Origin of the sequence: Sinorhizobium terangae (assembly GCF_029714365.1) — a bacterium.
Lineage (GTDB): Bacteria > Pseudomonadota > Alphaproteobacteria > Rhizobiales > Rhizobiaceae > Sinorhizobium > Sinorhizobium terangae.
Window position 1 is genome coordinate 733,011 of record NZ_CP121659.1, and the last position, 25,671, is coordinate 758,681.

The following is a 25,671-nucleotide window of genomic DNA, read 5'->3' on the forward strand; positions in this document are numbered from 1 at the left end:
CAATCCCTCCCAAAAAGAAAGCCGGCCGGCATAGTATCGTCTACCGGCCCAGCTGGAATACCTCATGTCAAGCGGTCTCGCACCGCGTGGCGCGAACGTATCTTACGCGCACGTAAAGGTAAACATCCGCAGCCCTCCCGTATCACTGGTTCGCCAGGTCTGCAGAGCCGGCGAGAGGCAACGAAAATCGATGTGCGGCCGGCCGATGCTGTTTGTGTGGTTAGCGATTGGTTTAAATCGGCGGCTGAATATTTCGTAAATTTTGAGGCAAATGCGCGCTATCTCAGGCGATCCTATGCTTAATGAAAACTCAAGTTTACCAAGCGTTTGAACTTTGTTTGCGTCAAATTAAGCATGCATTTTAAGCGCGCGTTGAAGGCCGTTGAGCATACTCCAGGCCACAAGACGAGCGGAGAGAACAACCCGCCGAACTGCCGAAAGCGACACTCGCAAAAGACGGTGCACTTTCGGAAAGCCCACAAAGAGGCGCGACTGAACAGGGACCAAAAATGCTGATCTGGAGCAAGGTCCGCCCGAGAGGGCGGGCCGCTTCAGCCGGATCAACCAGCAAGACAGGGACAAGACAAATGGCACGCTTTGATATGCAAATCGCTTCGGACGCCGCGATGGGTGGCGAAAACCGCGCGGACGCGCTCTGTGAAATGGGCCTGGCCTATGCGACGGGCCGTGGCCGGCCGGTCGACCTCGTCGCTGCCCACAAGTGGCTGAACATTGCCGCCATCAAGGGATCCGACCGCGCTGCGGACTTGCGCGCCGATCTTGCGGCAACGATGAGCAAGACCGATCTTGCCGCCGCCCTGCGCGCCGCCCGCGAATGGATGACGGTACATTGACAGCGAGGTGTGAGCCTGCAGCGCCGCGCGTCCAATCGGACACGCAAGGTCGCTGTAGCACTTTGAACTACTACAATATCAGCTACCTGCCGCCAGGTTCCTGAGAACGGCGGGCAGGGCTGCTTCAAACAGGTCCATTTCAGCATCGGGCCCGGCGCTGACCCGGATGCAGCGATTGAGCGGGGCAATGCCCGGCATGCGGATGAAAACACCGTGGCCGCTCATCAGGCGGTCGACGATCGCCCGCGCATAGGTCGCGTCGTGTCCGCAGTCGACGGCCACGAAATTTGTGGCCGATGGCAATGGCTGCAGCCCGTTGTCGCGCGCAATCCGAGAGACTCGGTCACGCGACGCCGCTATTCTCGCGATGACGTCCTTAAGATAACTCTGGTCAGCAAGAGCAGCAATCGCTGCCGCGACGCCGACACGGTTCATCCCGAAATGATTGCGGATCTTGTCGAACGCCGAAGCCGTGCCGGGCGTTGAAAGCGCATAACCGACGCGCGACCCGGCAAGCCCGTAGGCCTTGGAAAATGTGCGCGTGCGTATGACGTTCGGCTTGTCGATCAAACTTTCGATCGCCGGTATCGACTCGGGCGGCGCTGTTTCGCTGTAGGCTTCGTCGAGGACGAGGAGCGTTGTTTCGGGCAGGGCATTTGCGAATTCGACGATACGATCAGCGGGCCACCAGCTCCCCATCGGGTTGTCGGGATTTGCGAAGTAGACGAGCGGTGCATCCTCGCGCTTTGCGGCGGTAAGCAATCCGTCGAGGTCTTCCCTATCGTCAGCATAGGGGACCGTGACGAGACGCCCGCCGTGTCCGGCGACATGATAGTTGAATGTCGGATAGGCTCCGAACGAGGTCACCACCGGCATGCCGGGTTCGATGACGAGGCGGACGATCTGGCCGAGCAAGCCGTCGATGCCTTCGCCGATCGCGATGTTGGCGGAAGAGATTCGCAGATGGCTGGCGAGGGCCTGTTTCAGGTCGTAATTTTCAGGATCGGCATATTTCCAGGTTTCTCCGGCCGCTTGCTGCATGGCGAGCAGCACAGAATTTGCCGGACCGAAGCCGCTCTCGTTGGCGCCGATGCGCGCGGCAACCTTGCGGCCGCGCTGGCGCTCGATCGCTTCAGGCCCGACGAAGGGAATGGTTGCTGGCAAGGACTGGATAAGCGGTGTGAAGCGGGAGAATGCGGACATGCGAGAAGCTGGACCCCGTGGAACAAATGCCGCGGAACTTATCGCATATGCGCAAGAATCGGAATCGCTTTTGCGGAAAAGATCGACCTGCTTGCGCTCAGCGCCTTATTCGACGAAGCCCCAGTTGACAGATGCGGGACGACGCGAGACCGCCGCTAGGTTGGACGGAGCCTTCTTGTCCTGGCCGGTGAAAAATTCGTGGCGCACGATTTCGTGCAGGAATGCCTCGTCGATCGTCTTGATGAATTGCACGCCGATGCGCTCTCCTTTGCGGTAGACCTCGGCGCATCCGATGCGGAATTTCGTGCCGACGATATGGAGGTAATAGTGCTGCGACAGTCCGATTGTCGTGCTCACGGAAAAGCTCGCGCCGCCCCGCGAGATGTCGATCATTTTGCAGGCTCGTATGGAGACGCCGCCGAGGGCCGGTCGCACCGACATCAGCGTGCCAGCCTGGCCGATCGAAAAGCGCTCGTACTTGCGCTCGTAGAGAGGCGAGGGGACGAGCGAATACATGGTCGACTGCAGCATGCGTCATACTCCGGACGCGCCGCATGAAGCGGCGATTGCGATTCCACGAAGTCCGGACAAGTCATTTGCCGGTGCCTTCCAAAATGCCTGGGCAGGAAGGCTATTCTCGGCAGTCTCCAGTGGGAAACTTGCAATCCCTTGAAGCTAATCGATAAGAATCTAACAAGCTTGCGTTATTTGGACACCGACGCAGCCGCTACTGATGCATGTCGCCGAGAAGTGTGCAGCGGTTTTGGGATATGCATAAAAGCGATGACCTAAAGCGCGTCGCATGAGTCCGATTGAGCGCGACGCGCTTTTAAAGCCCGCCGCTGGAAAACTGCAACCGGATCAGCCGGCGCAGAAAGTCCTGGGCAAGCAGCATGTTGAAGCGCACGCCGAGCTCCGTGCCGCTGCGATGGACCTCCGCGCAGCCGATCTCCTCTTTGAATCCGTCGATCTCAAGAAAGAAGTGCTTCGGCAGCATGATCGCGGCATTGAAGTCGAGCATTGCGCCGCCAATCGAGATATGCCGAAGCAGGCACTGATACTTGGCCTTAGTCTTCAACTGCTTGCCGATGACAAGGATGCGGCACGGGCGCTCGATGAAATAATGCTGGTAGACGGCCGAGGTCTGGCCGGGCTTTGCTTGCGCGACATGCATGATCATCGACATAGCGGCCTCCGAAAATGCCGACTCTTTTATCCACCACGCGATGTCGTCATTCGGCGGGGAATCACCGCGCTCGACCGCGAGACGGCTATTTTTGGCAAGCGGACTTGCTTCGGCCTTGCGGGCAGCGCTATTTACGAAACGTCGGGACCTTCGGGAAGCCGACATCATCTCGTTGGCAAATTGTCTGGTTCCAAGGGCGGCGGCCCGCGTGTGCACCCTCCGGTCGCGATGCACATCGCCGATAGAGGCGCCTCCTGACGTATCGCCAGCCGATGAAAATCGTGTGATTTCCCGAAATCTGACAAAAAAATCTTGCATTGATGGCGCGGTGACACTAGTCAGGCGCTAACGGAGAGGTGGCCGAGTGGTCGAAGGCGCTCCCCTGCTAAGGGAGTATACCGGAAACGGTATCGAGGGTTCGAATCCCTTCTTCTCCGCCATTTCCTCATTTGTCCATGACAACCCACGAAACGTCATCGGTCGGGCAAGTTGTTCGATTGTAGCGGCTCGCCGATCTTCCGTTCTTCGATTGCAACTTCTGCAAGTGCTCTCTGCACACACGTAAAATCGTGCCCGCCTGTCCGCATCCTTGTCCCTCTCGCGTTCGGCCCCGCGACGAGTCGTGCGATTCCCGGCGTCGCCAGTGGGCTCCGAAGGATTCGCGAATCCAGTGCGTTGATTCTCTTGTGAATCGGCAAAAGATCTCCCGTCGCCATCTCGCCAGATGCCGTTTGGGTGGCGGCTTGCTGGTGAGAAGACCGCAGACCGGAGCCGCCGATGCCCGGTTTTGCCCCTGTTTTCGGCCATTTTCTGCCCCTTTCTGGAACAGGAGCCTCGCTGCGCCCTTGTGCTAACCCCCCGTCGCTAAAGGGTTTTCTTAACGCTTTGTTAATTTCCTCGGGTGGGATGAGGCGATTTTGTGTCGTTTCAGCAACAGGGATCAGGGAAGGGCAGCGCAAAGGAGGTGATCTGGTAAGTTGGACGTTGCGTGCCCCATCCGGTTTTGTATTTTCAACTCCGGAAGCAAGGGCGGTTGATCGTCCGACTTCTTGAACGTTGGGGATGGGGCAGGGAACGCTGTCCTTCAGCAAAGAAACCCAGACCCGTTTGAAACTTTTGACTGGAGGTCAGAAATGAACATCAAGAGCCTTCTTCTCGGCTCCGCTGCTGCTCTCGCAGCAGTATCCGGCGCTCAGGCAGCCGACGCAATCGTCGCCGCCGAGCCGGAGCCCATGGAATACGTTCGCGTTTGCGACGCTTTCGGCACGGGCTACTTCTACATCCCGGGCACGGAAACCTGCCTCAAGATCGGCGGCTTCATCCGCGTTCAGGGCTCGTTCGGCCGTGACGAGGTAACTAGCCGTTTCGATGCTCGCGACTTCGGCAACCAGGCCACCTCGGACTGGGACATGTTCTCCCGCGCTTACATCTCGACCGACGCCAAGAGCGACACCGAGTACGGCACGCTCACCGGCTTCTTCGCTGCTGAGTTCAACGCCGACAACGATACCGATTCTGGCGACAGCGACTTCATCGACGTTGATGAAGCCTACATCCAGCTCGGCGGCTTCAAGGCCGGCTTCTTCTACAGCTGGTGGGATAAGGGTCTGAACGGTGAAACCGACTCGCTCGGCAACTTCACCGAATTCAACTCGCTCGCTTACCTCTATGACGGTGGCACCTTCCAGGCCGGTATCTCGGTCGACGAACTCGAAGGCACCTCCACCAAGGACAACGGCGTCGGCGTTGCCGGTATCGTTTCCGCTACGCTCGGCGGCGTAAGCTTCGACCTGCTCGGCGGCTTCGACACCGAACTCGAAGAAGGCGCGATCCGCGCTCTGCTTTCGGCTGACCTCGGCCCGGGCGTCTTCCAGGTTGCTGGTATCTGGGCATCCAACCCGAACGCTTACTGGGAACGGTCTGAGTGGACGGTTGCTGCTTCGTACCGTTGGAACGTCAACGACAAGCTCGCAATCACCCCCGGTGCTCAGTACTTCGGCAACCTGTCGGAAGGCTCGCTTACCGACTTCGGCAGCAACGATGCATGGCGCGTTGGTGGTACGGTTGACTACAAGATCACCGAAGGCCTCGCCACCCGTCTGTCGGTTCAGTACGAAGACCAGGATGACGGCGACGATGAAGTCTTCGGCTTCCTCCGCCTGCAGCGTGACTTCTAATCTGACCTGACCTCGGTCAGTTAGGGAAGCCCGGCTCTTGAGCCGGGCTTTCTCATTTTGGGCGTTTCGTGGAGCGAGAGACGCTTCTCTGCGTAGGACGAGCGCAAACCGTTACCGCTGTAGAAAGGCCGCTATAGCCTGCCTTGGGCCATCGAGATGCAGGAGCGGTGCATGGCCCTGTCCGACCGCGGTCACGGACATCAGGCTCGGATGCCGACGCTTCATCTCTTCGACCGTTGCTTTCGACAGCAGCCGGGAACGCTCCCCACGAATGACCATCATCGGCAGGCCGGCGAAGACGTCGAATTGCGGCCAAAGATCCGGCAGTGACGTATCGGCCGTTAGCATTCGCAACTGTGCCGCGATTGCCGGATCGAAGTCGGCGACAGGGATGCCGCCCTCGTCGCGATAAATTGCCTTTGCCATCTCCTGCCAATCGTGCTCGCGGAGGATTGGAAAATCATCCCCATGTACGGATTGCAGGTAGCGAGGTGCCGCGGTCCAGCTTGCCGGTCCTGTCGCTGCGTTGAGATAGTCCCTGATCCGCAGCAGCCCCTCGATTTCGATGACGGGGCCGATGTCGTTGAGAACGACGCCTGCGATCAACGCGGGGGCAAGGCCGGCGAGGTGATGCAGGATCAGGCCGCCGCGCGACGTGCCGATGAAGATCGCCTTCTCGATGCCAAAATGGGCGCAGGCGGCGATGAGGTCCGAGGTTTCCGTCGCGACCGTGTAACGGCTCTTGTCGTCGTCGCGCTGCGAGCAGCCGCGCCCGCGGGAGTCGAGCGAGAGGATGAAATGCTCGCCTCCCGCCGGCGAGGCGAGAAAGCACGCGAGCTCCTGGAAGTCGCGGCTGTTGCGTGTAAGGCCGGGGAGGCAGATGACCGGGATCCGTCCACGCGGTACATCGCCATAGGATCTGGCATAAAGCTGCAGGCCGTCCTGCAACCGAAAGCGATGCTCGCGAAATTCACTCCGATCCATGGCCACTCCGTTCGGTCAAGAGGAGGTGAAATCGTAGCTGCTGGATGCGCGACGGCAAGTGGGCTGAAGGCCAAGGGCGGCTTGTGTCGGCGCAACGGTCTGCCATGCAAAGACAGAACTTTCTATGAAGCCGGGCCCTCGGCACATTGCTCGGTGGGAAGGGCTGTGGATTGCAGCCGTGAATGCCTTACAGCGCCGCGCGTCCAATCGGACGCGCAAAGGTCGCTGTAGCACTTTGATTTGCTGCATGATTTTGTCCTTAAATCGATTCCGATTTAAGGAATCATGCAGTAGAGCGGGATGCGCTCATGTGCGTTCGCGCGACCGCTCTATCTGTTTGTTTTTGCCGCATTTGTGCGACGTCAGGTGATTCCACCTGACGGGAAAATGCTCTAGCTGTAGGGCGAGTAGCACTGGCGACGGGGGCCGCCATACGGCTGATAGGTATTGTCCCAGGCGCGATAGGATCGATATCGCGCATAGCACCAGCGGGTGTGGGCGCTGCCGCCGCCGTAATAACTCGGCCCGGCATATCTCGGCTGGCTCAGCAGACCGCCGACTATCGCACCGGTCGCCAGTCCGCCGATGAAGGCGCCGAAATCGTTGTCGTCGTCGTCATGATGATAACGGCGGTGGTAGCGGTTGCGGTAATAGCTACGGCGATAGTCACGATAGTCGCGCCGGTCCGCTCGATAACCACGTCCACAGTAGGGCAAGCGACACTTGCCGCTCTTACGCTCCTCGCCGCGCTCGTAAGGAAACTGCACCCGCTGAATATCAGTGGCCTGCGGCTTTACCACCGGAGCGATCGGAAATGCTTCTGCGGGCGGAACGCTGCTCATCGCCGTTGCCAGCGACAGGGCGACAATTGCTAACGTCTTCATTGGCTTTACCATTTCCTTTCGAGACAGACGGATTCTTTTGGAAAGAAAATGGCTGAAACGGCATTTTGTGCCGTGTTTCGAGTCCCGATCACGATCATTTGATCGCTGCGTTCTGCGCGGTGTAGCCTTGGGATCAGACGCCACCGGGTCGTCTAAGCTCAGGGTAATTGTCGCCCCATTCGCAGATCCGACACGATGTCCGCAGGCTCTCCCAGTCGGGATTTGTAGATCTGATAGTTCTCCATCACCCGCTGCACATAGTTGCGCGTCTCCTGAAAGGGGATGCGCTCGATCCAGTCCACCACCTCGTCGATCGGCATGCCGCGCGGGTCGCCATAACGTTCGAGCCATTCCGGCACGCGGCCCGGGCCGGCATTGTAAGCGATGAAGGTCAGTATATAGGAGCCGCCGAAGCTGTTGATCTGCTCGCCGAGATAATGGGCGCCGAGCGTCGCATTGTAGCCTGCGTCGGTCGTCAGCCGGTCCCTCGAATAGGCGAGGCCGAAGCGGCTTGCGACTCCCTTGGCCGTGCCCGGGAGAAGTTGCAGCAGTCCGCGGGCGTTGGCGGTGGAGACGGCGGCGGGGTTGAAGGCGCTTTCCTGCCGGGCGATCGCATAGGCAAGCGCCTTGCCGGCGCCAGTGATATCGGCGCTGGACGGGATGACGCCGATCGGGAACGCGAGCGCGGCGACATTGATGCCGCGGGCGAAAGCGATCTTGCCAACTTGCAGCGACAGCTGGTGATTGCCCGTCTGTTCCGCTCGCGCCGCAAGCATCGCGAGTTCTCCGGGACTGGTCAGTTCATCGGCCAGCGACCGGTAAAGGCTGTCCGCGCGCCAGCCGTGGCCTGCGACTTCGAGCCGGGCGATAGCCCGAACGGCCTCGCGGCCTTCGAATCGTGTTCGATCCTCGGGCGTGGGGGAGGGGTAGCTCACGTCAAGCGTCCGGCGGCCGAGCCTGGCCGCGGCAAGTTGCCCGTAGAATGTGCCCGGATAGCGTGCCGCTTTGCCAAAATATTCGCTCGAATTGCCGGGTCCACCTGCTTCGGCAGCACGTCCCAGCCAGTACCAGGCGCGCGAGGCCGAGATCGGCCGGCTCGACGCTTCCAGGATCTTCTGGAAATGGCCTGCCGCAGTCGCCGGGTCCTCCAAACCCCGGAGCGCGTACCAGCCGGCATGGAACTCCGCGTCGACAATGTCAGTCGCTTCAGTTGCCGCATGGTTGGCGGCAATGCGATAGGCGCCGCGGAAATCGCCCGCGTCGAGCAGGCCGCGGCTGACGATGCGCTGCTCGATCCACCATTCGCCCGGGTCGACAAGGGCGTCGCTGTCGCCCGGCATTTGGGCGAGAAGCTTGGCCGCCTCCCGGTATTTTTCCTGCTTGCGCAGATGCTCGATGCGGACAAACAGGAAGGCGGGGTCGTTCCGCCACGACGGGTCGACGGCCTCGATCAGCGATGCCGCATTGCCGGTGCCACGGATAACCGCGGCCCAAGCACGATATAGAGATTGCGCTTTGCCGAGGTCGCCGAAGCGCCCCGCCTGTTCGACGCGGCTGCGATAGAGGAGCATCTCCATGCGGCGCTTGTGGTCGGCGCTCGTCAGCAGGTCGGAAAATTCCGAAAGGATCTTTGTTTCGGTGTCCTTGTCGAGCGCGTCCTTCAACCAGATGGCGCGCAGGTGCCTTGCCGCCGCTGCCTTTTGCCCTTGGGCCACCAGCGCCCGCGCCAGGATGATTGTTCCCTCCGCCGTTTCTGGCCGGGTAGCCCCGAAGGCGGCGATCACGTCTGGTGCAGGCGGATTTTCCCGGTAGAGCGCCCTTTCCGAATGCGCCCGCAGCGATTTCAACCCGGGCCAGCCCTGAAGCTCCCTCTGCGCCTCGGCGATCTCGTAGGATGGAATGCCCTTCTGCCCGGAAACGGCGATGGCCCAGGTGAGGATATGGCGCTCCAGCGTCCCGGAGGGCATGCCGTCGCGAACCGCGATTGCTTTGGTGGGCTGGCGGTTGGAAAGCGCATCGAGGCCTGTTTTTAAGTCTGAGCCGATCGGCGTGACGGCTGCGGGTATTGCGCTGGTGAGGTCCTTGGTCGCGGCGCGTCCCGCCTTGCCGGCCGAGCCAGGCTTGTTCGCCGGTACCGGTGTCCGCGCCTCGCTCGCAGCAGCCGAGGAACCCAGCATCACGGCGCCGATCATGGCGGCGACAGGCAGAAGGAGTGGTCCGCGCATCAAGAGCCCCGTGTGTCCCCGTTCATTCTCCGCCGGATCGCCTGCCGAAAAGTTAGCTGCATTAATCGATGACCGCAAATGGGTGCACTATTTCCGCGGGGCCGTTCCAGCCTTGCTTCGAGCTGGCCGAACTGCCTCTCGTGCTGTCGCTTGGGTGAAAACCGACATGAAATGCGTCGTCACGACGCTTGCCGCAACCACGTCACATGATTATGGTGCGGCAGTTTTCTAACCGTCGATTGCGGCCAAAGCGTGGGAGTTTCCTGCTCCTTACGGCCGTCAGGAGTTGTGCATGTTCAAGGGTTCCATTCCCGCACTCGTAACACCGTTCACCGCCACCGGCTCGGTAGACGCGGATAGTTTCGTCACGCATGTGGAATGGCAGATAAAAGAAGGCAGCCACGGGCTGGTGCCGGTGGGCACCACCGGGGAATCGCCGACCTTGTCCCACGATGAGCACAAGAAGGTCGTCGAGCTCTGCGTTGAAGCAGCAGCCGGACGTGTGCCTGTCATTGCCGGAGCAGGCTCCAACAACACGACCGAAGCAATCGAGCTTGCGCAGCATGCGGAGAAGGCGGGTGCCGATGCCCTTCTGGTCGTGACGCCCTACTACAACAAGCCGACGCAGAAAGGTCTCTTCGCCCACTATGGCGCAATCGCCGAAAGCGTGAAGCTGCCGATCGTAATCTACAATATTCCCGGTCGTTCGGTCGTCGACATGAGCGTCGAGACGATGGCCGCGCTGGCAAAGGCCTATCCGACGATCATCGGCGTCAAGGATGCCACCGGCAAGATCGAGCGTGTCTCGGAGCAGCGCATGGCCTGCGGCCCAGAGTTCGTGCAGCTCTCCGGGGAGGATGCGACGGCCCTTGGCTTCAACGCGCATGGTGGTGTTGGCTGCATTTCCGTGACTGCCAACGTCGCGCCGCGTCTTTGCGCGGAATTTCAGGAAGCGACGCTTGCCGGTCAATTCGCCAAGGCGCTTGAGTATCAGGACAAATTGATGCCGCTCCACAAAGCTATCTTCATGGAGCCTGGCCTCTGCGGCGCAAAATATGCACTCCATCGCCTGGGGCGGATGAGCCGCGCCGTCCGATCGCCGCTCCTGGCGACGCTTGAGCCGGGCACGGAAGCGGCGATCGATGCTGCGCTCCGGCATGCGGGATTGATGAACTGATGGCCCCCAAAGGCAGCCAGCGTACGGTCAAGAAAGTCGTGGCGGAGAATCGCAAGGCCCGCTTCAACTACGAGATCGTCGATACTTACGAAGCCGGCCTTGTGCTGACCGGCACGGAGGTCAAGTCGCTGCGCGAAGGAAAGGCCAACATTTCGGAGTCCTACGCCACCGACGAGGGCGGTGAGATCTGGCTGATCAACTCCTATCTGCCGGAATATTTGCAGGCCAACCGCTTCAACCACGAAACGCGCCGGCGCCGCAAACTGCTGTTGTCGAAGCGGGAAGTGAATCGGTTGCAGGGTGCCGTCAACCGCGAAGGCATGTCGCTGATCCCGTTGCGGATTTATTTCAATGACCGCGGGCGGGCAAAGCTGGAGCTAGCGCTGGGCAAGGGCAAGAAGTTGCACGACAAGCGCGAGACCTCCAAGGAACGCGACTGGAACCGGCAGAAGAACCGCCTGCTTAAGGAACGCGGCTGAACTGGCCGGCGAGGGGGCGCTTGCGCCGCCCTTTGCATGAATTCCGGATCTTAAAGCTCGACGTCGTCGGAGACAGGCTCGACGGTGCGCGGCGTGCGTTCCGAGGGTTCGCGGCCAATCTCGCTTCTAAGCGTAACAAGGTCGATGAAGTGATCCGCCTGGCGTCGCAGATCGTCTGCGATCATCGGCGGCTGGGTCGACATGGTCGAGACCACCGAAACCTTGCGGCCCTTGCGCTGCAACGCTTCGACAAGAGTGGTGAAGTCGCCGTCGCCCGAGAAGATGACGAGATGATCAACCGTTTCCGACTGCTCCATGGCGTCGATCGCCAGCTCGATATCCATGTTGCCCTTGATCTTGCGTCGCCCGAGCGAGTCGGTGAACTCCTTGGCCGGCTTGGTGATGACCTTGTAGCCGTTGTAGTCCAGCCAGTCGATCAAGGGACGGATCGACGAATATTCCTGGTCTTCGATAAGCGCGGTATAATAGTAGGCCCTGAGCAGATATCCGCGTTTCTGGAATGCTTTCAGCAGCTTGCGATAGTCGATGTCGAAACCGAGACTTTTCGATGCGGCGTAGAGATTGGCGCCGTCTATGAAAAGTGCGATTTTCTCGCGGGGATCGAACATCGTAATTTCCTTTTTCATGCCCGGCGCAAATTCGACCTCCCGAGGGAAGCGTGCGCGAAAATAGGTGGATTACATTAATAATTGCTGATATTGCAAATAATGTAAGTTATACCACGCATTAATCCAAGCAGCGCACGGCGCATATAGCTAGTTTTAGCAGTTGCTGCAGATCGTCCACACTTCAATTTCCGATTGCTGCTGCACATTCGACCATTGTATCGTGCAATGCAATCGGCATGTGTGGTCACGCTTGCGGCGCGTACATGGTGTATTCTACCATGTGTCATAGGTGGATGTGAGCACCGAATGCAGGAAAAACTTGAACTTATGCTGTTTTGATTGTATCCGAGCGGCTAATTCCAGAAATCGGAGCCAATGAGGCCGTCAAGCGACGGCTGTTCCGGTCTCGTGTCGTTTAATCCGTGCAGCGGCAATGCCGCCGCGCTTTGAGTCGCAAAGGACAGGCTATGGCCCGCGTCACCGTCGAAGATTGCATTGACAAAGTCGACAATCGTTTCGAGCTTGTATTGCTCGCCAGTCACCGCGCACGTCTGATTTCTCAGGGTGCCGCTATCACCGTTGATCGCGACAACGACAAGAACCCTGTCGTGGCGTTGCGCGAGATCGCCGACGAGACCCTCTCGCCCGGCGATCTGAAGGAGGACTTGATCCACTCGCTGCAGAAGCATGTCGAGGTGGACGAGCCCGAGCCGGATCCGGCTTCGCTGACCCAGCCGGAAGCGGCCGCCGCTTTCGCGGACGCAGCGGAAGAGGAAGATCAGCCGGAGGCGCTGACCTTCGACCGCATGTCCGAAGAAGAACTGCTTGCGGGCATCGAAGGTCTTGTGCCTCCGGAAAAGAGCGACGACTACTAAGATCCGTTCCGGAACGCATGTTCCGACGTGTTTTCAAAGCAGTGCGCCACTCCTATGATTGGCGCACTTTTTTGTTTGCCTTTTCCCACGGAGCCGCCAGCGGATGATGCGCCAATACGAGCTCGTTGAGCGCGTGCAGAAATACAAGCCCGACGTCAATGAAGCCCTGCTGAACAAGGCTTACGTCTATGCCATGCAGAAGCACGGCCAGCAGAAGCGGGCAAGCGGCGATCCCTACATCTCCCATCCGCTCGAAGTGGCAGCCATTCTCACAGAGATGCATCTGGACGAGTCCACGATCGCGGTTGCCCTGCTGCACGATACGATCGAGGACACGACCGCGACGCGCCAGGAGATAGACGATCTCTTCGGCGAAGACATCGGTGCGCTGGTCGAGGGCCTGACCAAGATCAAGAAGCTCGATCTCGTCACCAAGAAGGCGAAGCAGGCCGAAAACCTGCGCAAACTCTTGCTTGCCATCTCGGACGACGTTCGCGTCCTGCTCGTCAAGCTTGCCGACCGGCTGCACAACATGCGCACGCTCGACCATATGTCGCCGGAGAAGCGCGCACGCATTTCCGAAGAGACCATGGACATCTATGCGCCGCTGGCCGGACGCATGGGCATGCAGGACATGCGTGAGGAGCTCGAGAACCTCGCTTTCCGCCACATCAACCCGGAGGCCTACGAGACGGTCACGAGGCGGCTGCAGGAACTATCTGAGCGCAACGAGGGCCTGATCAAGAAGATCGAGGAGGAACTGAGCGAGCTGCTGCAGGCCGAGGGCCTGAAGGAGGCGCTGGTCAAGGGACGCCAGAAGAAGCCCTATTCGGTCTTCCGAAAGATGCAGTCGAAATCGCTTTCTTTCGAGCAACTGTCGGATGTCTGGGGCTTCCGCATCATTGTCGACGATATTCCCTCATGCTACCGGGCGCTCGGCATCGTGCACACGCGCTGGCGTGTCGTCCCGGGTCGCTTCAAGGACTATATTTCGACGCCGAAGCAGAATGATTACCAATCGCTGCACACGACGATCATCGGCCCGTCGCGCCAGCGTATTGAACTGCAGATCCGCACGAAACGCATGCACGATATCGCGGAATACGGCATCGCCGCGCACGCGCTCTACAAGGATCGCGACGCCGTGGCGGCGGATGCGCCGCGATCACCGACGTCGAACGCCTATTCCTGGCTTCGCCGCACGATCGAAGCATTGGCGGAAGGCGACAATCCCGAGGAGTTCCTGGAGCACACGAAGCTCGAGCTGTTCCAGGACCAGGTATTTTGCTTCACCCCCAAGGGGCAGCTGATCGCACTGCCGCGCGGCGCTACACCGATCGATTTCGCCTACGCCGTGCATACGAATATCGGCGATACCTGCGTCGGCGCCAAGATCAACGGCCGCATCATGCCGCTGGTCACACGCCTCAACAACGGTGACGAGGTCGAGATCATCCGCTCCGGCATTCAGGTCCCGCCGCCCGCGTGGGAGGAGATCGTCGTTACCGGCAAAGCGCGCGCTGCCATCCGTCGCGCGACGCGAGCCGCCGTCCGCAAGCAATATGCCGGTCTCGGCTACCGCATTCTGGAGCGGACCTTCGAACGCGCCGGCAAGAGTTTTTCGCGCGAGGGGCTGAAGCCCGCCTTGCACAGGCTGGGGCAGAAAGAAGTCGAAGACGCCATCGCGGCCGTCGGACGGGGCGAACTGTCCTCGCTTGACGTCCTGCGCGCCGTATTCCCCGATCATCAGGACGAGCGCGTCACGGTAAAGCCCAGCGCGGACGACGGCTGGTTCAATATGCGCAGCGCCGCAGGAATGGTCTTCAAGCTCCCCGGCCGCACGAAAGAGATGGTCGAAGCGCAACAGGTCGAAGGGCCGGAAGCACTACCGATCCGCGGGCTTTCCGGCAATGCCGAGGTGCACTTCAGTCCGGCCGGCGCCGTTCCGGGCGACCGCATCGTCGGCATCATGGACAGCGACAAGGGGATTACCATTTACCCGATCCAGTCGCCGATCCTGCAAAAGTTCGATGACGAGCCGGAGCGCTGGATCGATGTGCGCTGGGATCTCGACGAGGCGAACAACAGCCGGTTCATAGCCAGGATCGCGGTCAGCGCGCTGAACGAACCCGGCACGCTCGCGGAGATCGCCCAGGCGATCGCGACGAGCGATGTCAACATTCGTTCGCTCTCCATGGGACGGGTTGCGGCGGATTTCAGCGAGTTGCAATTCGACCTCGAAGTCTGGGATCTGCGTCAGTTGAACCACCTGATCGCCCAGCTCAAAGAGTTGCCGAGCATTTCCATGGTCAAGCGGCTCTTCGAATAGTGACGTCACGAAGCCTGCGAGGAGCATTCCGCCGGCCATCGCCATTGTTCCGCGGCGGCGGTTGGCGGTCGTGTCATTGAGTCGCGCCTCGGTGACGCCGATGGACACTGCGTTCCGAAGGATATGATTTCTATGCAATGTGCCCAAGGAATGGGCAGACGGCAGGGTGGAACGTCGCGTGTCATGCGTCACATGCATGGCTGCCGCCTCATCCTGGCGCTGGTGGGGCGCGGGTCGCCAAACTATCTTTTGCTTGGGAGGTAAACGAAGAGGTTTGCCATGTTCAAGCAGTTGAAGAAACTCACCCGTGCCCTGCACATTCCGACCGTTCAAGAGCGTGAGACCGCCTATCTGAACGGCTCCGTCGATCGCATCGACCTCGAATACCGCCAGCGCCAGATCGATCGCGGTCTGTTCCGCAACAGCTTCTGAGTTTGCTGTGCTGACCTTCAGGGCGCACTTCACGATAAGCTATGCGTCAAGCGAATAGCTCCGTTGCAGGTCTCGCGGTGCGGTGCATCACTTGCCTGCGACGGACATGACGCCTATCTTGCGGCCCACAACGGGGCGGAGGCGCTTTGGTCGTGCCCATGGCCGCTTCGAGACGCGATCATGACGGCATAATGTTATTCAGGCGCAGAAAACCGGTTACGATTTCCGAAAGGCTTCGCGCGCTGTTGTGGCCGCGCAAGGGTCTCTCGCGCGGGCTGCGCTACGTTGCGTTGCGCATTCTGCGCCTGTCTTCCTCTCCGCACTCGATCGCGGTCGGGGTTGCGGCGGGCGCCGCGTCGTCGTTTACGCCGTTCTTCGGCCTTCACATCGTACTTGCCGTCGTCCTCGCGTCGATTTTTTCCGGCAATCTTATTGCGGCTGCGATCACGACGGCGCTCGCCAACCCGATCACCATTCCGGTCATCCTGACGGCATCCTATGAGATCGGCATTGTGCTGACGGAGCCGCAGGATGGCGCCGCTGTCAGCGGCGCGGAGATTGGCGATATGGTCGAGCGCCTGGAACTGACGGAGCTCTGGGGGCCGGTCTTCAAGCCGATGCTCATCGGCTCGCTTCCGCTCGCCATTGCCGGCGCACTTGTCTTCTATCCGCTCGCCTATCAGGCCGCGCGCCTTTTCCAACAGCGGCGCCGGCGAGCGCGTTCCCAAACGGTCGGACGCTCATCATGATCATCGGCATCGGCAGCGATCTTATCGATATCCGCCGCATAGAGAGCTCGCTCGAACGTTTCGGCGAACGCTTCGTCAATCGGTGCTTCACGGACATCGAGATTGCAAAATCGGACGGACGCAAGAACCGCGCAGCGTCCTATGCCAAGCGCTTTGCCGCCAAGGAGGCCTGCTCGAAAGCGCTTGGGACCGGTTTGGCCCAAGGGGTTTTCTGGAAGGACATGGGCGTCGTCAACATGCCTGGCGGAAAGCCGACGATGCAATTGACAGGCGGCGCGGCCGAGAGGCTCCAGAAAATATTGCCCGCCGGTCATCGTGCCGCGATCCATCTGACGATCACGGACGACTTCCCGCTCGCACAAGCCTTCGTGATTATCGAGGCACTGCCCGTTGCCCCGGTGGAGGGAACGGTTTAGAGCATTCTGCTGAAAAGCGGACCGACGATCGCTTGAAGCGCGGAGTTCCGGCAACATATAGGATCGAATTGCGTGGCGACGCGCAACCCGGAGCCAGACGCGCGAGTATCGGGCATCCGGATCAGGATGACAAAGGAAGACAGCAGCGTGGCAGAAAAGACAGAAACGAAGCAGAGCGGCCTCTGGGAGAATGTCAAGGTCATCATCCAGGCGCTGCTGTTGGCGGTCGTCATCCGAACAGTCTTCTTCCAGCCCTTTACGATCCCGTCGGGTTCGATGATGCCAACCCTGCTTGTCGGCGATTACATTTTCGTGAACAAGTTTGCCTACGGCTATTCGAAGTACTCGATACCGTTCTCGCCGGATCTCTTCAGCGGGCGGATTTTCGCGAGCGAGCCGAGGCGCGGCGATATCGTTGTTTTCCGCTTTCCGCCGAATCCCGACATCGACTACATCAAACGTCTCGTCGGACTTCCGGGTGACCGGATCCAGGTGAGGAACAGCATCCTCTATGTCAATGACAAGCCTGTGGACCGCGTTCCGGCTGGCGCATTCCGCGCCGACGACCAGTACGACACTGGCGGCGATGTGCCGGTCTACCGTGAGACGATGGACAACGGCGTTTCCTACGACACGCTCGACCAGTTTCCGGATTCGCGCGGCGACAACACGCGTGAGTTCATTGTCCCCGAGGGTCACTATTTCATGATGGGCGACAACCGAGACAATTCCGCCGATAGCCGCTTCGACGTCGGCTTCGTACCGGCGGAGAACCTGGTGGGCCGCGCCAGCCTGATCTTCTTCTCGCTCGGCAACGACACGTCGTTCCGCGAAGTCTGGAAATGGCCGGCAAACCTGCGTTACGACCGCCTGTTCAAGGTCGTCGAATGATGAAGGGGCGATCGCTGAGCGCGGAGGATCGGGCAAGGCTCGAGGCCGTGATCGGTTATCAGTTCTCGGAGAAGGAACGCCTGGACCGGGCACTTACCCATTCCAGCGCCCGCAGCGCCAAGGGCAGCAACTACCAGCGTCTCGAATTCCTGGGGGATCGGGTTCTGGGCCTGTGCGTTGCCGAGCTCTTGTTTCAGACCTTTCGCGACGCGAACGAGGGAGAACTTTCGGTCCGACTGAACCAACTGGTCAGCGCGGAAAGTTGCGCGAAGGTCGCCGATGACCTCTCGCTGCACGAGTTCATCCGCACCGGTTCGGATGTGAAGAAGATCACCGGCAAGCACATGATGAATGTGCGCGCCGATGTGGTAGAGTCGCTGATCGCCGCAATCTATCTCGATGGCGGCCTGGAGGCGGCGCGCCGCTTCGTGCTGCTTCATTGGACGGACCGGGCGGCCAGCGCCGACGGCGCCCGTCGCGATGCGAAAACTGAATTGCAGGAATGGGCGCACGCCAGATTCGGTGTTGCGCCGAAATACAGGACAGATGATCGCTCCGGCCCCGATCACGACCCGCGCTTCACGGTGACGGTCGAGGTTGCGGGTCTTCAACCGGAGACGGGAACCGATCGCTCCAAACGCGGCGCCGAACAGGTCGCCGCGACACGATTGCTGGAGCGTGAAGGCGTTTGGCAGCAGAAGCCTGCCGGAAATTGACGGAAGCTATGACGGATATGGAACATGATACGGCCGCTGCCGGCGCGCCGACCCGCTCGGGTTTCGTGGCGCTGATCGGCGCCACCAATGCTGGGAAATCGACGCTCGTTAATCGCCTCGTCGGTGCGAAGGTATCGATCGTCAGCCACAAGGTGCAGACGACGCGCGCCATCGTGCGTGGTATCGCCATCCACGACAACGCGCAGATTGTCTTCATGGATACGCCCGGCATCTTCAAGCCGCGGCGCAGGCTCGACCGCGCTATGGTGACGACTGCCTGGGGCGGCGCCAAGGATGCCGATCTGATCATGCTGCTGATCGACAGCGAGCGCGGGTTGAAGGGGGACGCAGAGGCGATCCTCGAAGGCCTGAAGGAAGTTCCGCAGCCGAAGATCCTGGCGCTCAACAAGATCGATCAGGTTCGTCCGGAGGATTTGCTGAAGCTCGCGGCTGCGGCAAACGAGATGGTCAAGTTCGAGCGCACTTTCATGATCTCAGCGCTTTCCGGCTCCGGCTGCGACGATGTCATGGACTATCTTGCGAGCGCGCTGCCCGAGGGGCCTTGGTACTACCCGGAGGATCAGATCTCGGATCTACCGATGCGCCAGCTTGCCGCCGAGATCACCCGCGAGAAACTGTTCCTCCGGCTGCATCAGGAACTCCCCTATGCCTCCCACGTCGAGACGGAGAAATGGGAGGAGCGCAAGGACGGTTCGGTGCGCATAGAGCAGGTGATCTATGTCGAGCGCGACAGCCAAAAGAAGATCGCGCTCGGCAAGGGAGGAGAGGCGATCAAGGCAATCTCCACCGCGGCGCGCAAGGAAATCTCGGAAATCCTCGAGCAACCCGTGCACCTTTTTCTGTTCGTAAAGGTGCGCGAGAACTGGGGTGACGATCCCGAGCGCTTCCGCGAAATGGGGCTCGAATTCCCGCGATGACGGCCGACTACAGCGCCGTGCGTCCTAAAGGACGCACGGCGCTGTAAAACATGCAGCAGGCTGCACTCATTCCCGATTGGCCTGGTGGTTGGTCGCCGCCATCCGTTTTCCGAGAAGCGGAGCGATCGTTTCCGCCCGGTTGGTCCAGACGTAGCCCGCGAAATTCTGGGGAACGAGCGTCAAGTCGTCTGCACTGTCGATGCCAGAGGTAAAATCGCCGCCACCATAGCGTCCGAGAAGGATGACCTCGCTTCCGACGTCTCTCATGCGCGCGGCGAAACGGTTGGGCCAGCCCCAAAGGAACGGCGCGTAGTTGGCGGGCACGACGATAAGCGTGTTGCGGCAAGCTTCCGGTACGATGCTAGTCCAGCCGTAGGCGGCATAGCGGCCAAGGCAGGCAAGCGTGGACTGCTTGTCATAGCCGCGCAAGCCGGGAACCAGCCGCAGGGTTTCCTGCGTCGGTGCGGTGCCGCCATAGACGCCGAAGACGGATTTCCGCCATTCGGGATGCGCGCGCAACAGGACCGCCAGTGTTGCGCCTTCCGCCCGCCGTTCGCTCTTGAAATTGATGAGGAAACGGCCGTGGGGCAGGGCGGTGAATACTTCCGTCAAGGTTGGCATCTGGCCTTGTGCGTGGCCGCGGAAGGGAAAGGTCTTGCCGCCGTCGGCCGTGTAGCCGTAGCCGATGTCGAGCGTCTTCAGTTTCGACATCGGCGTCTCCTCGGTCACGCCTGTCCCGTCCGTACGGCAGTCGAGCGTCCAGTCGTGGAACACGGCAAATTCGCGATCCGGGGTCAGGTGAACATCGAGTTCCACGACCTCCGCGCCGCTGTCCATCGCCGCTTGCATGGAGGCGATCGTGTTTTCGAGATAGGCGTGACGCGGCGGTTCGATCCGCTTGGCCGTACACGTATCGTTTTCCACTCCGTCCGGTTGGAACACCTGATGAATGCCGCGATGCGCAAGGATTTTCACAGCGCCTGACGGCGGCGTCACCAACGTGGATGTATTTAGAAACCAGAGGGCGGCAGCAATGGCAAACACCGCAACGATGAGCTTCTTCATCGTGACTTCTCCTCTGGCAGCCGCTTCACCCGGCAACGTGGCCGGAGGATGAAGCGAACGCAGGCACATGGAATGCGAACGATCTGTCTCCTCCGCGCGCGATTGACCGGAAATCAACCCTGTGGAACCTAAGCCATCGGTGCCGGTTTTGGCAACGCCTGCAGGAGGACTCTCATGCCGCAGCTCGTCGATGGAAAGTGGGTCAAGGGTGACGTCGCCGCGAGCGAGATGAAGGACGGTGCCTTCCATCGTGAACCGACGCGGTTCCACAACTGGCTCACGCCCGACGGACGGGCCGGTCCGGATGGGCAACCGGCGCTGACCGCGGAGGCCGGGCGCTACCGGCTGTTCGTTTCTTATCTGTGCCCCTGGGCTTCACGCACGATCGCCATGCGCAACCTCAAGGGCCTCGAAGCCATAGTCGGCTTGACAGTCGCCGACCCCGTTCTGGGTGAAGATGGTTGGACCTATGACCAGCCTGTCGACGCCGGCGTGCGGGTCGGAGAGATTCGATACCATCATCAGCTCTATACGGCGAGCGATCCGCATTACACCGGCAAGGTCTCGGTACCGGTGTTGTGGGACATGAAGGAAGGTCGCATCGTCAACAACGAATCGGCCGACATCATTCGCATCCTCAATTCGGCATTCGACCATCTGACCGGCCATCGCCTGGATTTCTATCCGGCCGCCCTGCGCGCGGAGATCGATCGTTGGAACGAGCCGATCTATGCCCGCGTCAACAATGGCGTCTATCGCGCCGGTTTCGCCAAGACGCAGGCAGCCTATGACGAGGCGGTTTTCGGCCTGTTCGACATGCTCGACGAACTCGAGCAGCATCTTGCTCAGAACCGATATGTTGCCGGCGCCTACCTCACTGAGGCGGATATCCGGCTCTTCGTCACGCTGATCCGCTTCGATGTCGCGTATCACGGCGCCTTCAAGTGCAACATCCGCCGGATCGAGGATTACCCGTCGCTGTCGAACTATATGCGTGAGATCTATCAGTGGCCGGGCATTCGCGAGTCTGTGCGCATCGATCACATCAAGCGTGGTTACTACGGCATCCGCCATGTCAATCCGACCGGAATCGTTCCGGCGGGACCGATGCTCGATCTCGATCGCCCGCACGATCGCACACGTCTCCGCGGCCTCGGTGTGTTCGGCAGTTAAAGCGAGCGGCGGTCTGTCGCCGACGCACTCCCGACTGACGCGGGGAGCGCAAAGCCGCTTTTCTTCGAATTTACTAAGGAAGCAAATCTTTGAGGGGCCACAAAGAACCCCATTGATAAACTGTGGAACGCCGCTAAGTTAATGGAAGTTCTGATGGATAGGAGCCCGGTGGGGCCAGCCTGACGAAATTCCCGGCGTGTGGTGACCCTGCGGTGCCCTGCCTGCCGGAAGCCGTGGGGCTGCAGCCAAGTCGGTTCTAGCTTTTCAGGATGCGTCGGCGCCGTTTCTTGAAGTGCATGCCTGCACGCATATCCTCCAAAAGCCGATCGAACCGCCCAAGCGTCTCCTGTGCGGAAGGACGTAATGTCCGTGTAGGTCTGATGCTGAGGTAGGATATGAATGCGGCATTGTTGAACATGCTCCGCCGCCTGGTCCAAAAGGGCAAGCTGACGGTTGTTTTCTCATCAGGTGAAGAGGTTGTCCTCGGCGATGGCACGGGGAAACCTGCCACCATACGGATCGCCGATGCCAGGGCTGAAAAAGCGATCGCGCGCGACCCCGGTCTTAAGTTCGGTGAAATGTATATGGACGGTCGCGTCCTCATCGAGGAAGGCGATATCTTCGATGTGCTGTCCATTGCCAAGAGCAATGACCTCGCAAACGCCGCGACCTTCCGGAATTCGATCGTCGCGCTGCTGCATGTGCTGCGTCAGCAGATCAAGAGCCGGCTTCCCGTCAACCGCAATCGTCGCAACGTCGCCCATCACTACGATCTCGACGGGAAGCTCTTCAATCTCTTCCTCGATGAGGATTGGCAATATTCGTGCGCCTATTTCCATCCGCCGGGAATTTCGCTCGATGAGGCCCAGCGCGCCAAGAAGCGGCACATCGCGGCGAAGCTCTTGCTCGAGCCCGGCCAGAAGGTGCTCGAAGTCGGTTCCGGCTGGGGCGGCATGGCGATGTATCTCGCCGAGTCGTCCGGCGTCGAGGTCACCGGCATCACGCTGAGCGAGGAGCAACTGAAGGTTTCGCGCGAGCGCGCGGAGCGACGCGGACTGGCCGATCGCGTGCGCTTCGAGCTTCAGGACTACCGTACGATGGAGGGGCGGCAGTTCGACCGCATCGTCTCCGTCGGCATGTTCGAGCACGTGGGCATCGGCAACTACGGCAACTTTTTCCGCAAGATGAAGGAACTGCTGAAACCCGAAGGTGTGATGCTGCTTCACTCTATCGGCCAGATCTACAAGCCCTGGGCCACCAATCCCTGGATCGAGAAATACATCTTCCCCGGCGGTTACATCCCGGCTCTCTCCGAAGTGCTGCCGTCTGTCGAAAGCACCCGGCTGCTCGTCAAGGATATCGAGATTCTGCCGATGCACTACGCCTGGACGCTGCGAGCCTGGCGTGAGCGCTTCGTGGCTAAGCGGGAGGAGGCGATCCGGCTCTACGACGAACGCTTCTTCCGGATGTGGGAATTTTATCTCGCAGCCTCGGAAACTGCCTTTCTCTACGACAAGCATTTCGTCTTCCAGTTGCAGCTCTCACCGTCGCTGGGATCGGTGCCGGTCTCGCGGGACTATATCGCTCAGAAGGAACGCGAACTGCTCGAATTCGAGAGAACCCGCCGGCGATTGGAACTGGTCGCAGTCTAGAGCGGGCATGGACGCCACTCATCCTGCCGCCCCTTCTCCTCCAGCCTGGGAGAAGGGGAAGCAGCGCGCCTCCGGTGAGCAGAGCGGCAGGCATCCCCCTGCCATCTTCTGTGGAGTTCGGTGAGAGAGCATCGGCCTTCACTTGGCCTTGATGATCTGCGTCAGTATGGTCCGCTTCGAAACAGCATACGGAACGCAGAATGACCGCAAAGCCCATTGCCGCCATCATCGCCAGCGAGATCAGGGCAACAGCCGCACAGGTTGCCGCGGCCGTTGATCTGCTCGACGCGGGAGCAACGGTGCCCTTCATTGCCCGTTATCGCAAGGAGGTCACCGGCGGCCTCGACGACACGCAGTTGCGCGTGCTTTCGGAGCGGCTCACCTATCTGCGCGAACTCGAGGCGCGTCGGAACTCGATCCTCGAGTCGATCCGCGGCCAGGACAAGCTCACCGACGAGCTTGAACGCAAGATCGCCGCTGCGGTCACCAAGGCGGAGCTCGAGGACATCTATCTGCCCTATAAGCCGAAGCGGCGAACCAAAGCTGAAATTGCCCGGGAGCGGGGCCTTGGACCGCTGGCGGAGGCAATTCTTGCAGATCGGTCGGTCGCGCCGTCTGACCGGGCCGGAGCGTTCCTGTCGGGCGATGTAGCGGACATCAAGGCGGCGCTCGACGGCGCACGCGACATTATCGCCGAAGGCATGACCGAAAATGCCGACCTCCTGGGGCGTTTGCGCAATTACATGAAGGACGCGGCCTACCTGCGCGCCAGAGTGGTCGACGGCAAACAGGAAGCGGGTGCGAAATTCTCGGACTATTTCGATCATTCGGAACGCTGGGCGACAGCACCCGGCCATCGCGCGCTTGCGATGCTGCGCGGCTGGAACGAGGAGGTCCTCTCGGTCGATATCGTCGTCGACCAGGACGAGGTGTCGCTGATGAAACCGGTCGAGCGCATGATTGCGGCCGCCTACAATGTCGGCGCGCACCTGCCCGGCGACAAATGGCTCGCGGACGTGATCGGCTGGACCTGGCGGGTGAAGCTTTCCATGTCGCTCTCGCTGGACCTGATGCGTGAGTTGCGCGAGCGGGCCGAAGAGGAAGCAATCCGCGTCTTCGCGCGCAATCTCAAGGATCTGCTGCTTGCCGCACCCGCCGGCTCGCGGGCGACGATGGGGCTTGATCCGGGCATCCGCACCGGGGTCAAAGTCGCGGTTGTCGACGGCACGGGCAAATTGCTCGACACGACGACGGTCTATCCTTTCCCGCCGAAGAACGATGTTCGCGGCACCCAGGCGGAACTCGCCTCGCTCATCCGCAAGCACAAGGTCGAACTTGTTGCCATCGGCAACGGCACCGGCAGCCGCGAGACCGAGAAGCTCGTGGCCGACATGCTTGCGCAGCTGCCGGCGCCGAAACCCACAAAGGTCATCGTCTCCGAGGCAGGCGCCTCGGTATATTCCGCGTCCGAAACGGCGGCGGCCGAATTTCCCACCCTCGACGTCTCGCTGCGCGGTGCCGTTTCGATCGCCCGGAGGTTGCAGGATCCGCTCGCCGAGCTCGTCAAGATCGAGCCGAAATCGATCGGCGTCGGTCAATACCAGCACGACGTCGACCAGTCGAAGCTCAGCCGCTCGCTCGACGCGGTCGTCGAAGATGCGGTGAACGCCGTCGGCGTCGATCTCAACACCGCCTCGGCATCGCTGCTGGCGCGCGTATCTGGTCTCGGCAAATCCTCTGCGGAAGCGATCGTCGCGCACCGTGACGCGACTGGCCCTTTTTCCAGCCGTCAGCAGCTTTTGAAGGTGTCGCGCCTTGGTGCCCGGACCTTCGAGCAATGCGCCGGCTTTCTGCGAATACCGAACGGAACGGAGCCGCTCGATGCGTCCTCGGTGCACCCGGAGGCCTATGGTGTCGCGAAAAAGATCGTCGCTGCTTGCGGTCGCGACGTCCGGTCACTGATGGGCGACAGCGCTGCCCTGAAGAAGCTCGATCCGCGCGCCTTTGTCGACGATCGTTTCGGCCTGCCGACGGTCAAGGATATTCTTGCCGAGCTCGAAAAGCCGGGCCGCGATCCGCGCCCGAGCTTCAAGACGGCGACCTTTACCGAGGGCGTCGATGACATCAAGGATCTGAAAGTCGGGATGCAACTCGAGGGTACTGTCACGAACGTCGCCGCCTTCGGGGCATTCGTCGACATCGGCGTGCATCAGGATGGCCTGGTCCATGTGTCGCAACTGGCCGATCGCTTCGTCAAGGACCCGCACGAGGTCGTGAAGGCGGGCGATGTCGTGCAGGTGCGTGTCACCGAAGTCGACGTCGCCCGCAAGCGTATAGGTCTTTCGATGCGCAAGGACGGCGGCGCGGATAGGGGCCGCGAGGCGAGGGGGCCTGCATCGAGTGGTGCCGGCACCCGCAATGCAGCCGAGCGTCAGCCGCGATCGCAAGCGCCTGCTCAGGGCGCGCTTGGCGCCGCATTGATGGCGGCCTTGAAAGAAAAGTGATCGGGAAAGTGGAACGGCCCAGTGCCAATGATCGTTTGTTCAACATCGACGTTGGCATGGCGGCTTTCAGGTGAACGGTCTATATATTAGTTAATTGAAATATAACCTGCTTTCCGTCATACTCCTCTCGTGG

At 60.5% G+C, this 25,671-nt stretch carries 23 protein-coding genes and 1 tRNA gene; 16 read left to right on the forward strand and 8 right to left on the reverse strand.

All coding sequences use genetic code 11. The annotated features are described in order from the left end of the window. Positions 1–587: 587 nt before the first annotated feature. Positions 588–854, forward strand: a complete 267-nt coding sequence (locus QA637_RS03450) for an SEL1-like repeat protein (protein ID WP_136504089.1) — start codon at positions 588–590, stop codon at positions 852–854. 78 nt (positions 855–932) lie between these two features. On the opposite strand, the gene QA637_RS03455 is transcribed toward QA637_RS03450, so the two are convergent. The 3 genes from QA637_RS03455 to QA637_RS03465 form a co-directional block, all read right to left on the reverse strand. Next, entirely contained in the window at positions 933–2,057 is a 1,125-nt protein-coding gene (locus tag QA637_RS03455) for a pyridoxal phosphate-dependent aminotransferase (protein WP_283063442.1), read from the reverse strand. Between the two features lie 105 nt (positions 2,058–2,162). Continuing rightward, positions 2,163–2,588 carry a PilZ domain-containing protein gene (locus QA637_RS03460; RefSeq protein ID WP_283063443.1) on the reverse strand — a complete coding sequence of 142 codons (426 nt, stop codon included), beginning with the start codon at positions 2,586–2,588 and terminating at the stop codon, positions 2,163–2,165. Between the two features lie 298 nt (positions 2,589–2,886). Beyond that, positions 2,887–3,243: a PilZ domain-containing protein gene (locus QA637_RS03465; RefSeq protein WP_153441062.1), complete on the reverse strand. Its 357-nt coding sequence runs from the start codon at positions 3,241–3,243 to the stop codon at positions 2,887–2,889. A gap of 350 nt (positions 3,244–3,593) precedes the next feature. Here QA637_RS03465 and QA637_RS03470 point away from each other — a divergent pair. Both QA637_RS03470 and QA637_RS03475 read left to right on the forward strand, forming a co-directional pair. Beyond that, a tRNA-Ser gene (locus QA637_RS03470) sits at positions 3,594–3,683 on the forward strand. Between the two features lie 693 nt (positions 3,684–4,376). Beyond that, positions 4,377–5,420, forward strand: a complete 1,044-nt coding sequence (locus QA637_RS03475; protein ID WP_283063445.1) for a porin — start codon at positions 4,377–4,379, stop codon at positions 5,418–5,420. 111 nt (positions 5,421–5,531) lie between these two features. On the opposite strand, the gene QA637_RS03480 is transcribed toward QA637_RS03475, so the two are convergent. The 3 genes from QA637_RS03480 to QA637_RS03490 all read right to left on the reverse strand — a co-directional run bounded on the left by QA637_RS03480 (position 5,532) and on the right by QA637_RS03490 (position 9,513). Then, the gene (locus QA637_RS03480; RefSeq protein WP_283063446.1) at positions 5,532–6,404 is read right to left on the reverse strand and encodes an alpha/beta fold hydrolase; all 873 of its coding nucleotides are present in this window, start codon (positions 6,402–6,404) and stop codon (positions 5,532–5,534) included. A 392-nt stretch (positions 6,405–6,796) separates the two neighbouring features. Beyond that, the gene (locus QA637_RS03485; protein ID WP_283063447.1) at positions 6,797–7,288 is read right to left on the reverse strand and encodes a BA14K family protein; all 492 of its coding nucleotides are present in this window, start codon (positions 7,286–7,288) and stop codon (positions 6,797–6,799) included. A 158-nt stretch (positions 7,289–7,446) separates the two neighbouring features. Next, positions 7,447–9,513: a transglycosylase SLT domain-containing protein gene (locus QA637_RS03490; protein ID WP_283063448.1), complete on the reverse strand. Its 2,067-nt coding sequence runs from the start codon at positions 9,511–9,513 to the stop codon at positions 7,447–7,449. Between the two features lie 292 nt (positions 9,514–9,805). Between QA637_RS03490 and dapA the strand changes: the two genes are divergently transcribed. Together dapA and smpB are read left to right on the forward strand one after the other, a co-directional pair. After that, a complete protein-coding gene (gene dapA / locus QA637_RS03495; RefSeq protein WP_283063450.1) occupies positions 9,806–10,690 on the forward strand; it encodes a 4-hydroxy-tetrahydrodipicolinate synthase in 885 nt (294 codons plus the stop codon). Then, the gene (gene smpB, locus QA637_RS03500; protein WP_136504097.1) at positions 10,690–11,169 is read left to right on the forward strand and encodes an SsrA-binding protein SmpB; all 480 of its coding nucleotides are present in this window, start codon (positions 10,690–10,692) and stop codon (positions 11,167–11,169) included. Before dapA ends, smpB begins: the two co-directional genes overlap by 1 nt. Before the next feature lie 50 nt (positions 11,170–11,219). Here smpB and QA637_RS03505 read toward each other — a convergent pair whose 3' ends face one another. Further along, positions 11,220–11,798, reverse strand: coding sequence for a LabA-like NYN domain-containing protein (locus tag QA637_RS03505; protein ID WP_153441554.1), 579 nt, complete (start codon positions 11,796–11,798; stop codon positions 11,220–11,222). Between the two features lie 467 nt (positions 11,799–12,265). Here QA637_RS03505 and rpoZ point away from each other — a divergent pair, with 467 nt between their 5' ends. From rpoZ to era, 8 genes are all read left to right on the forward strand, one after another. Beyond that, positions 12,266–12,673, forward strand: a complete 408-nt coding sequence (gene rpoZ / locus QA637_RS03510) for a DNA-directed RNA polymerase subunit omega (RefSeq protein WP_136504099.1) — start codon at positions 12,266–12,268, stop codon at positions 12,671–12,673. 103 nt (positions 12,674–12,776) lie between these two features. Continuing rightward, positions 12,777–15,002, forward strand: coding sequence for a RelA/SpoT family protein (locus tag QA637_RS03515; protein WP_283063453.1), 2,226 nt, complete (start codon positions 12,777–12,779; stop codon positions 15,000–15,002). Between the two features lie 279 nt (positions 15,003–15,281). After that, a complete protein-coding gene (locus tag QA637_RS03520) occupies positions 15,282–15,434 on the forward strand; it encodes a DUF3563 family protein (RefSeq protein ID WP_283063455.1) in 153 nt (50 codons plus the stop codon). Positions 15,435–15,625: 191 nt separating this feature from the next. Further along, positions 15,626–16,183 (forward strand): DUF2062 domain-containing protein, encoded by a 558-nt coding sequence (locus tag QA637_RS03525; protein ID WP_283063457.1) that lies wholly within the window; start codon positions 15,626–15,628, stop codon positions 16,181–16,183. After that, the gene (gene acpS / locus QA637_RS03530; RefSeq protein ID WP_153441551.1) at positions 16,180–16,599 is read left to right on the forward strand and encodes a holo-ACP synthase; all 420 of its coding nucleotides are present in this window, start codon (positions 16,180–16,182) and stop codon (positions 16,597–16,599) included. Before QA637_RS03525 ends, acpS begins: the two co-directional genes overlap by 4 nt. Positions 16,600–16,746: 147 nt before the next feature. Beyond that, on the forward strand, positions 16,747–17,490 hold the full coding sequence (gene lepB, locus QA637_RS03535) for a signal peptidase I (protein ID WP_283063459.1): 744 nt from the start codon (positions 16,747–16,749) through the stop codon (positions 17,488–17,490). Then, positions 17,490–18,206, forward strand: a complete 717-nt coding sequence (rnc, locus tag QA637_RS03540; protein WP_153441565.1) for a ribonuclease III — start codon at positions 17,490–17,492, stop codon at positions 18,204–18,206. The genes lepB and rnc overlap by 1 nt, the downstream gene beginning before the upstream one ends. Before the next feature lie 8 nt (positions 18,207–18,214). Then, positions 18,215–19,144 (forward strand): GTPase Era, encoded by a 930-nt coding sequence (gene era, locus QA637_RS03545; RefSeq protein WP_153441550.1) that lies wholly within the window; start codon positions 18,215–18,217, stop codon positions 19,142–19,144. A gap of 66 nt (positions 19,145–19,210) precedes the next feature. Here the strand turns inward: era and QA637_RS03550 are convergent, their stop codons facing one another. Then, positions 19,211–20,209 (reverse strand): glycerophosphodiester phosphodiesterase family protein, encoded by a 999-nt coding sequence (locus QA637_RS03550; RefSeq protein ID WP_153441549.1) that lies wholly within the window; start codon positions 20,207–20,209, stop codon positions 19,211–19,213. A 174-nt stretch (positions 20,210–20,383) separates the two neighbouring features. Here QA637_RS03550 and QA637_RS03555 point away from each other — a divergent pair, with 174 nt between their 5' ends. The 3 genes from QA637_RS03555 to QA637_RS03565 all read left to right on the forward strand — a co-directional run bounded on the left by QA637_RS03555 (position 20,384) and on the right by QA637_RS03565 (position 25,538). Further along, on the forward strand, positions 20,384–21,382 hold the full coding sequence (locus QA637_RS03555) for a glutathione S-transferase family protein (protein WP_153441548.1): 999 nt from the start codon (positions 20,384–20,386) through the stop codon (positions 21,380–21,382). 395 nt (positions 21,383–21,777) lie between these two features. Further along, positions 21,778–23,034, forward strand: coding sequence for a cyclopropane fatty acid synthase (locus QA637_RS03560; protein ID WP_283063462.1), 1,257 nt, complete (start codon positions 21,778–21,780; stop codon positions 23,032–23,034). A gap of 200 nt (positions 23,035–23,234) precedes the next feature. Beyond that, a complete protein-coding gene (locus QA637_RS03565) occupies positions 23,235–25,538 on the forward strand; it encodes a Tex family protein (RefSeq protein ID WP_283063464.1) in 2,304 nt (767 codons plus the stop codon). The last annotated feature ends 133 nt before the right edge of the window (positions 25,539–25,671 follow it).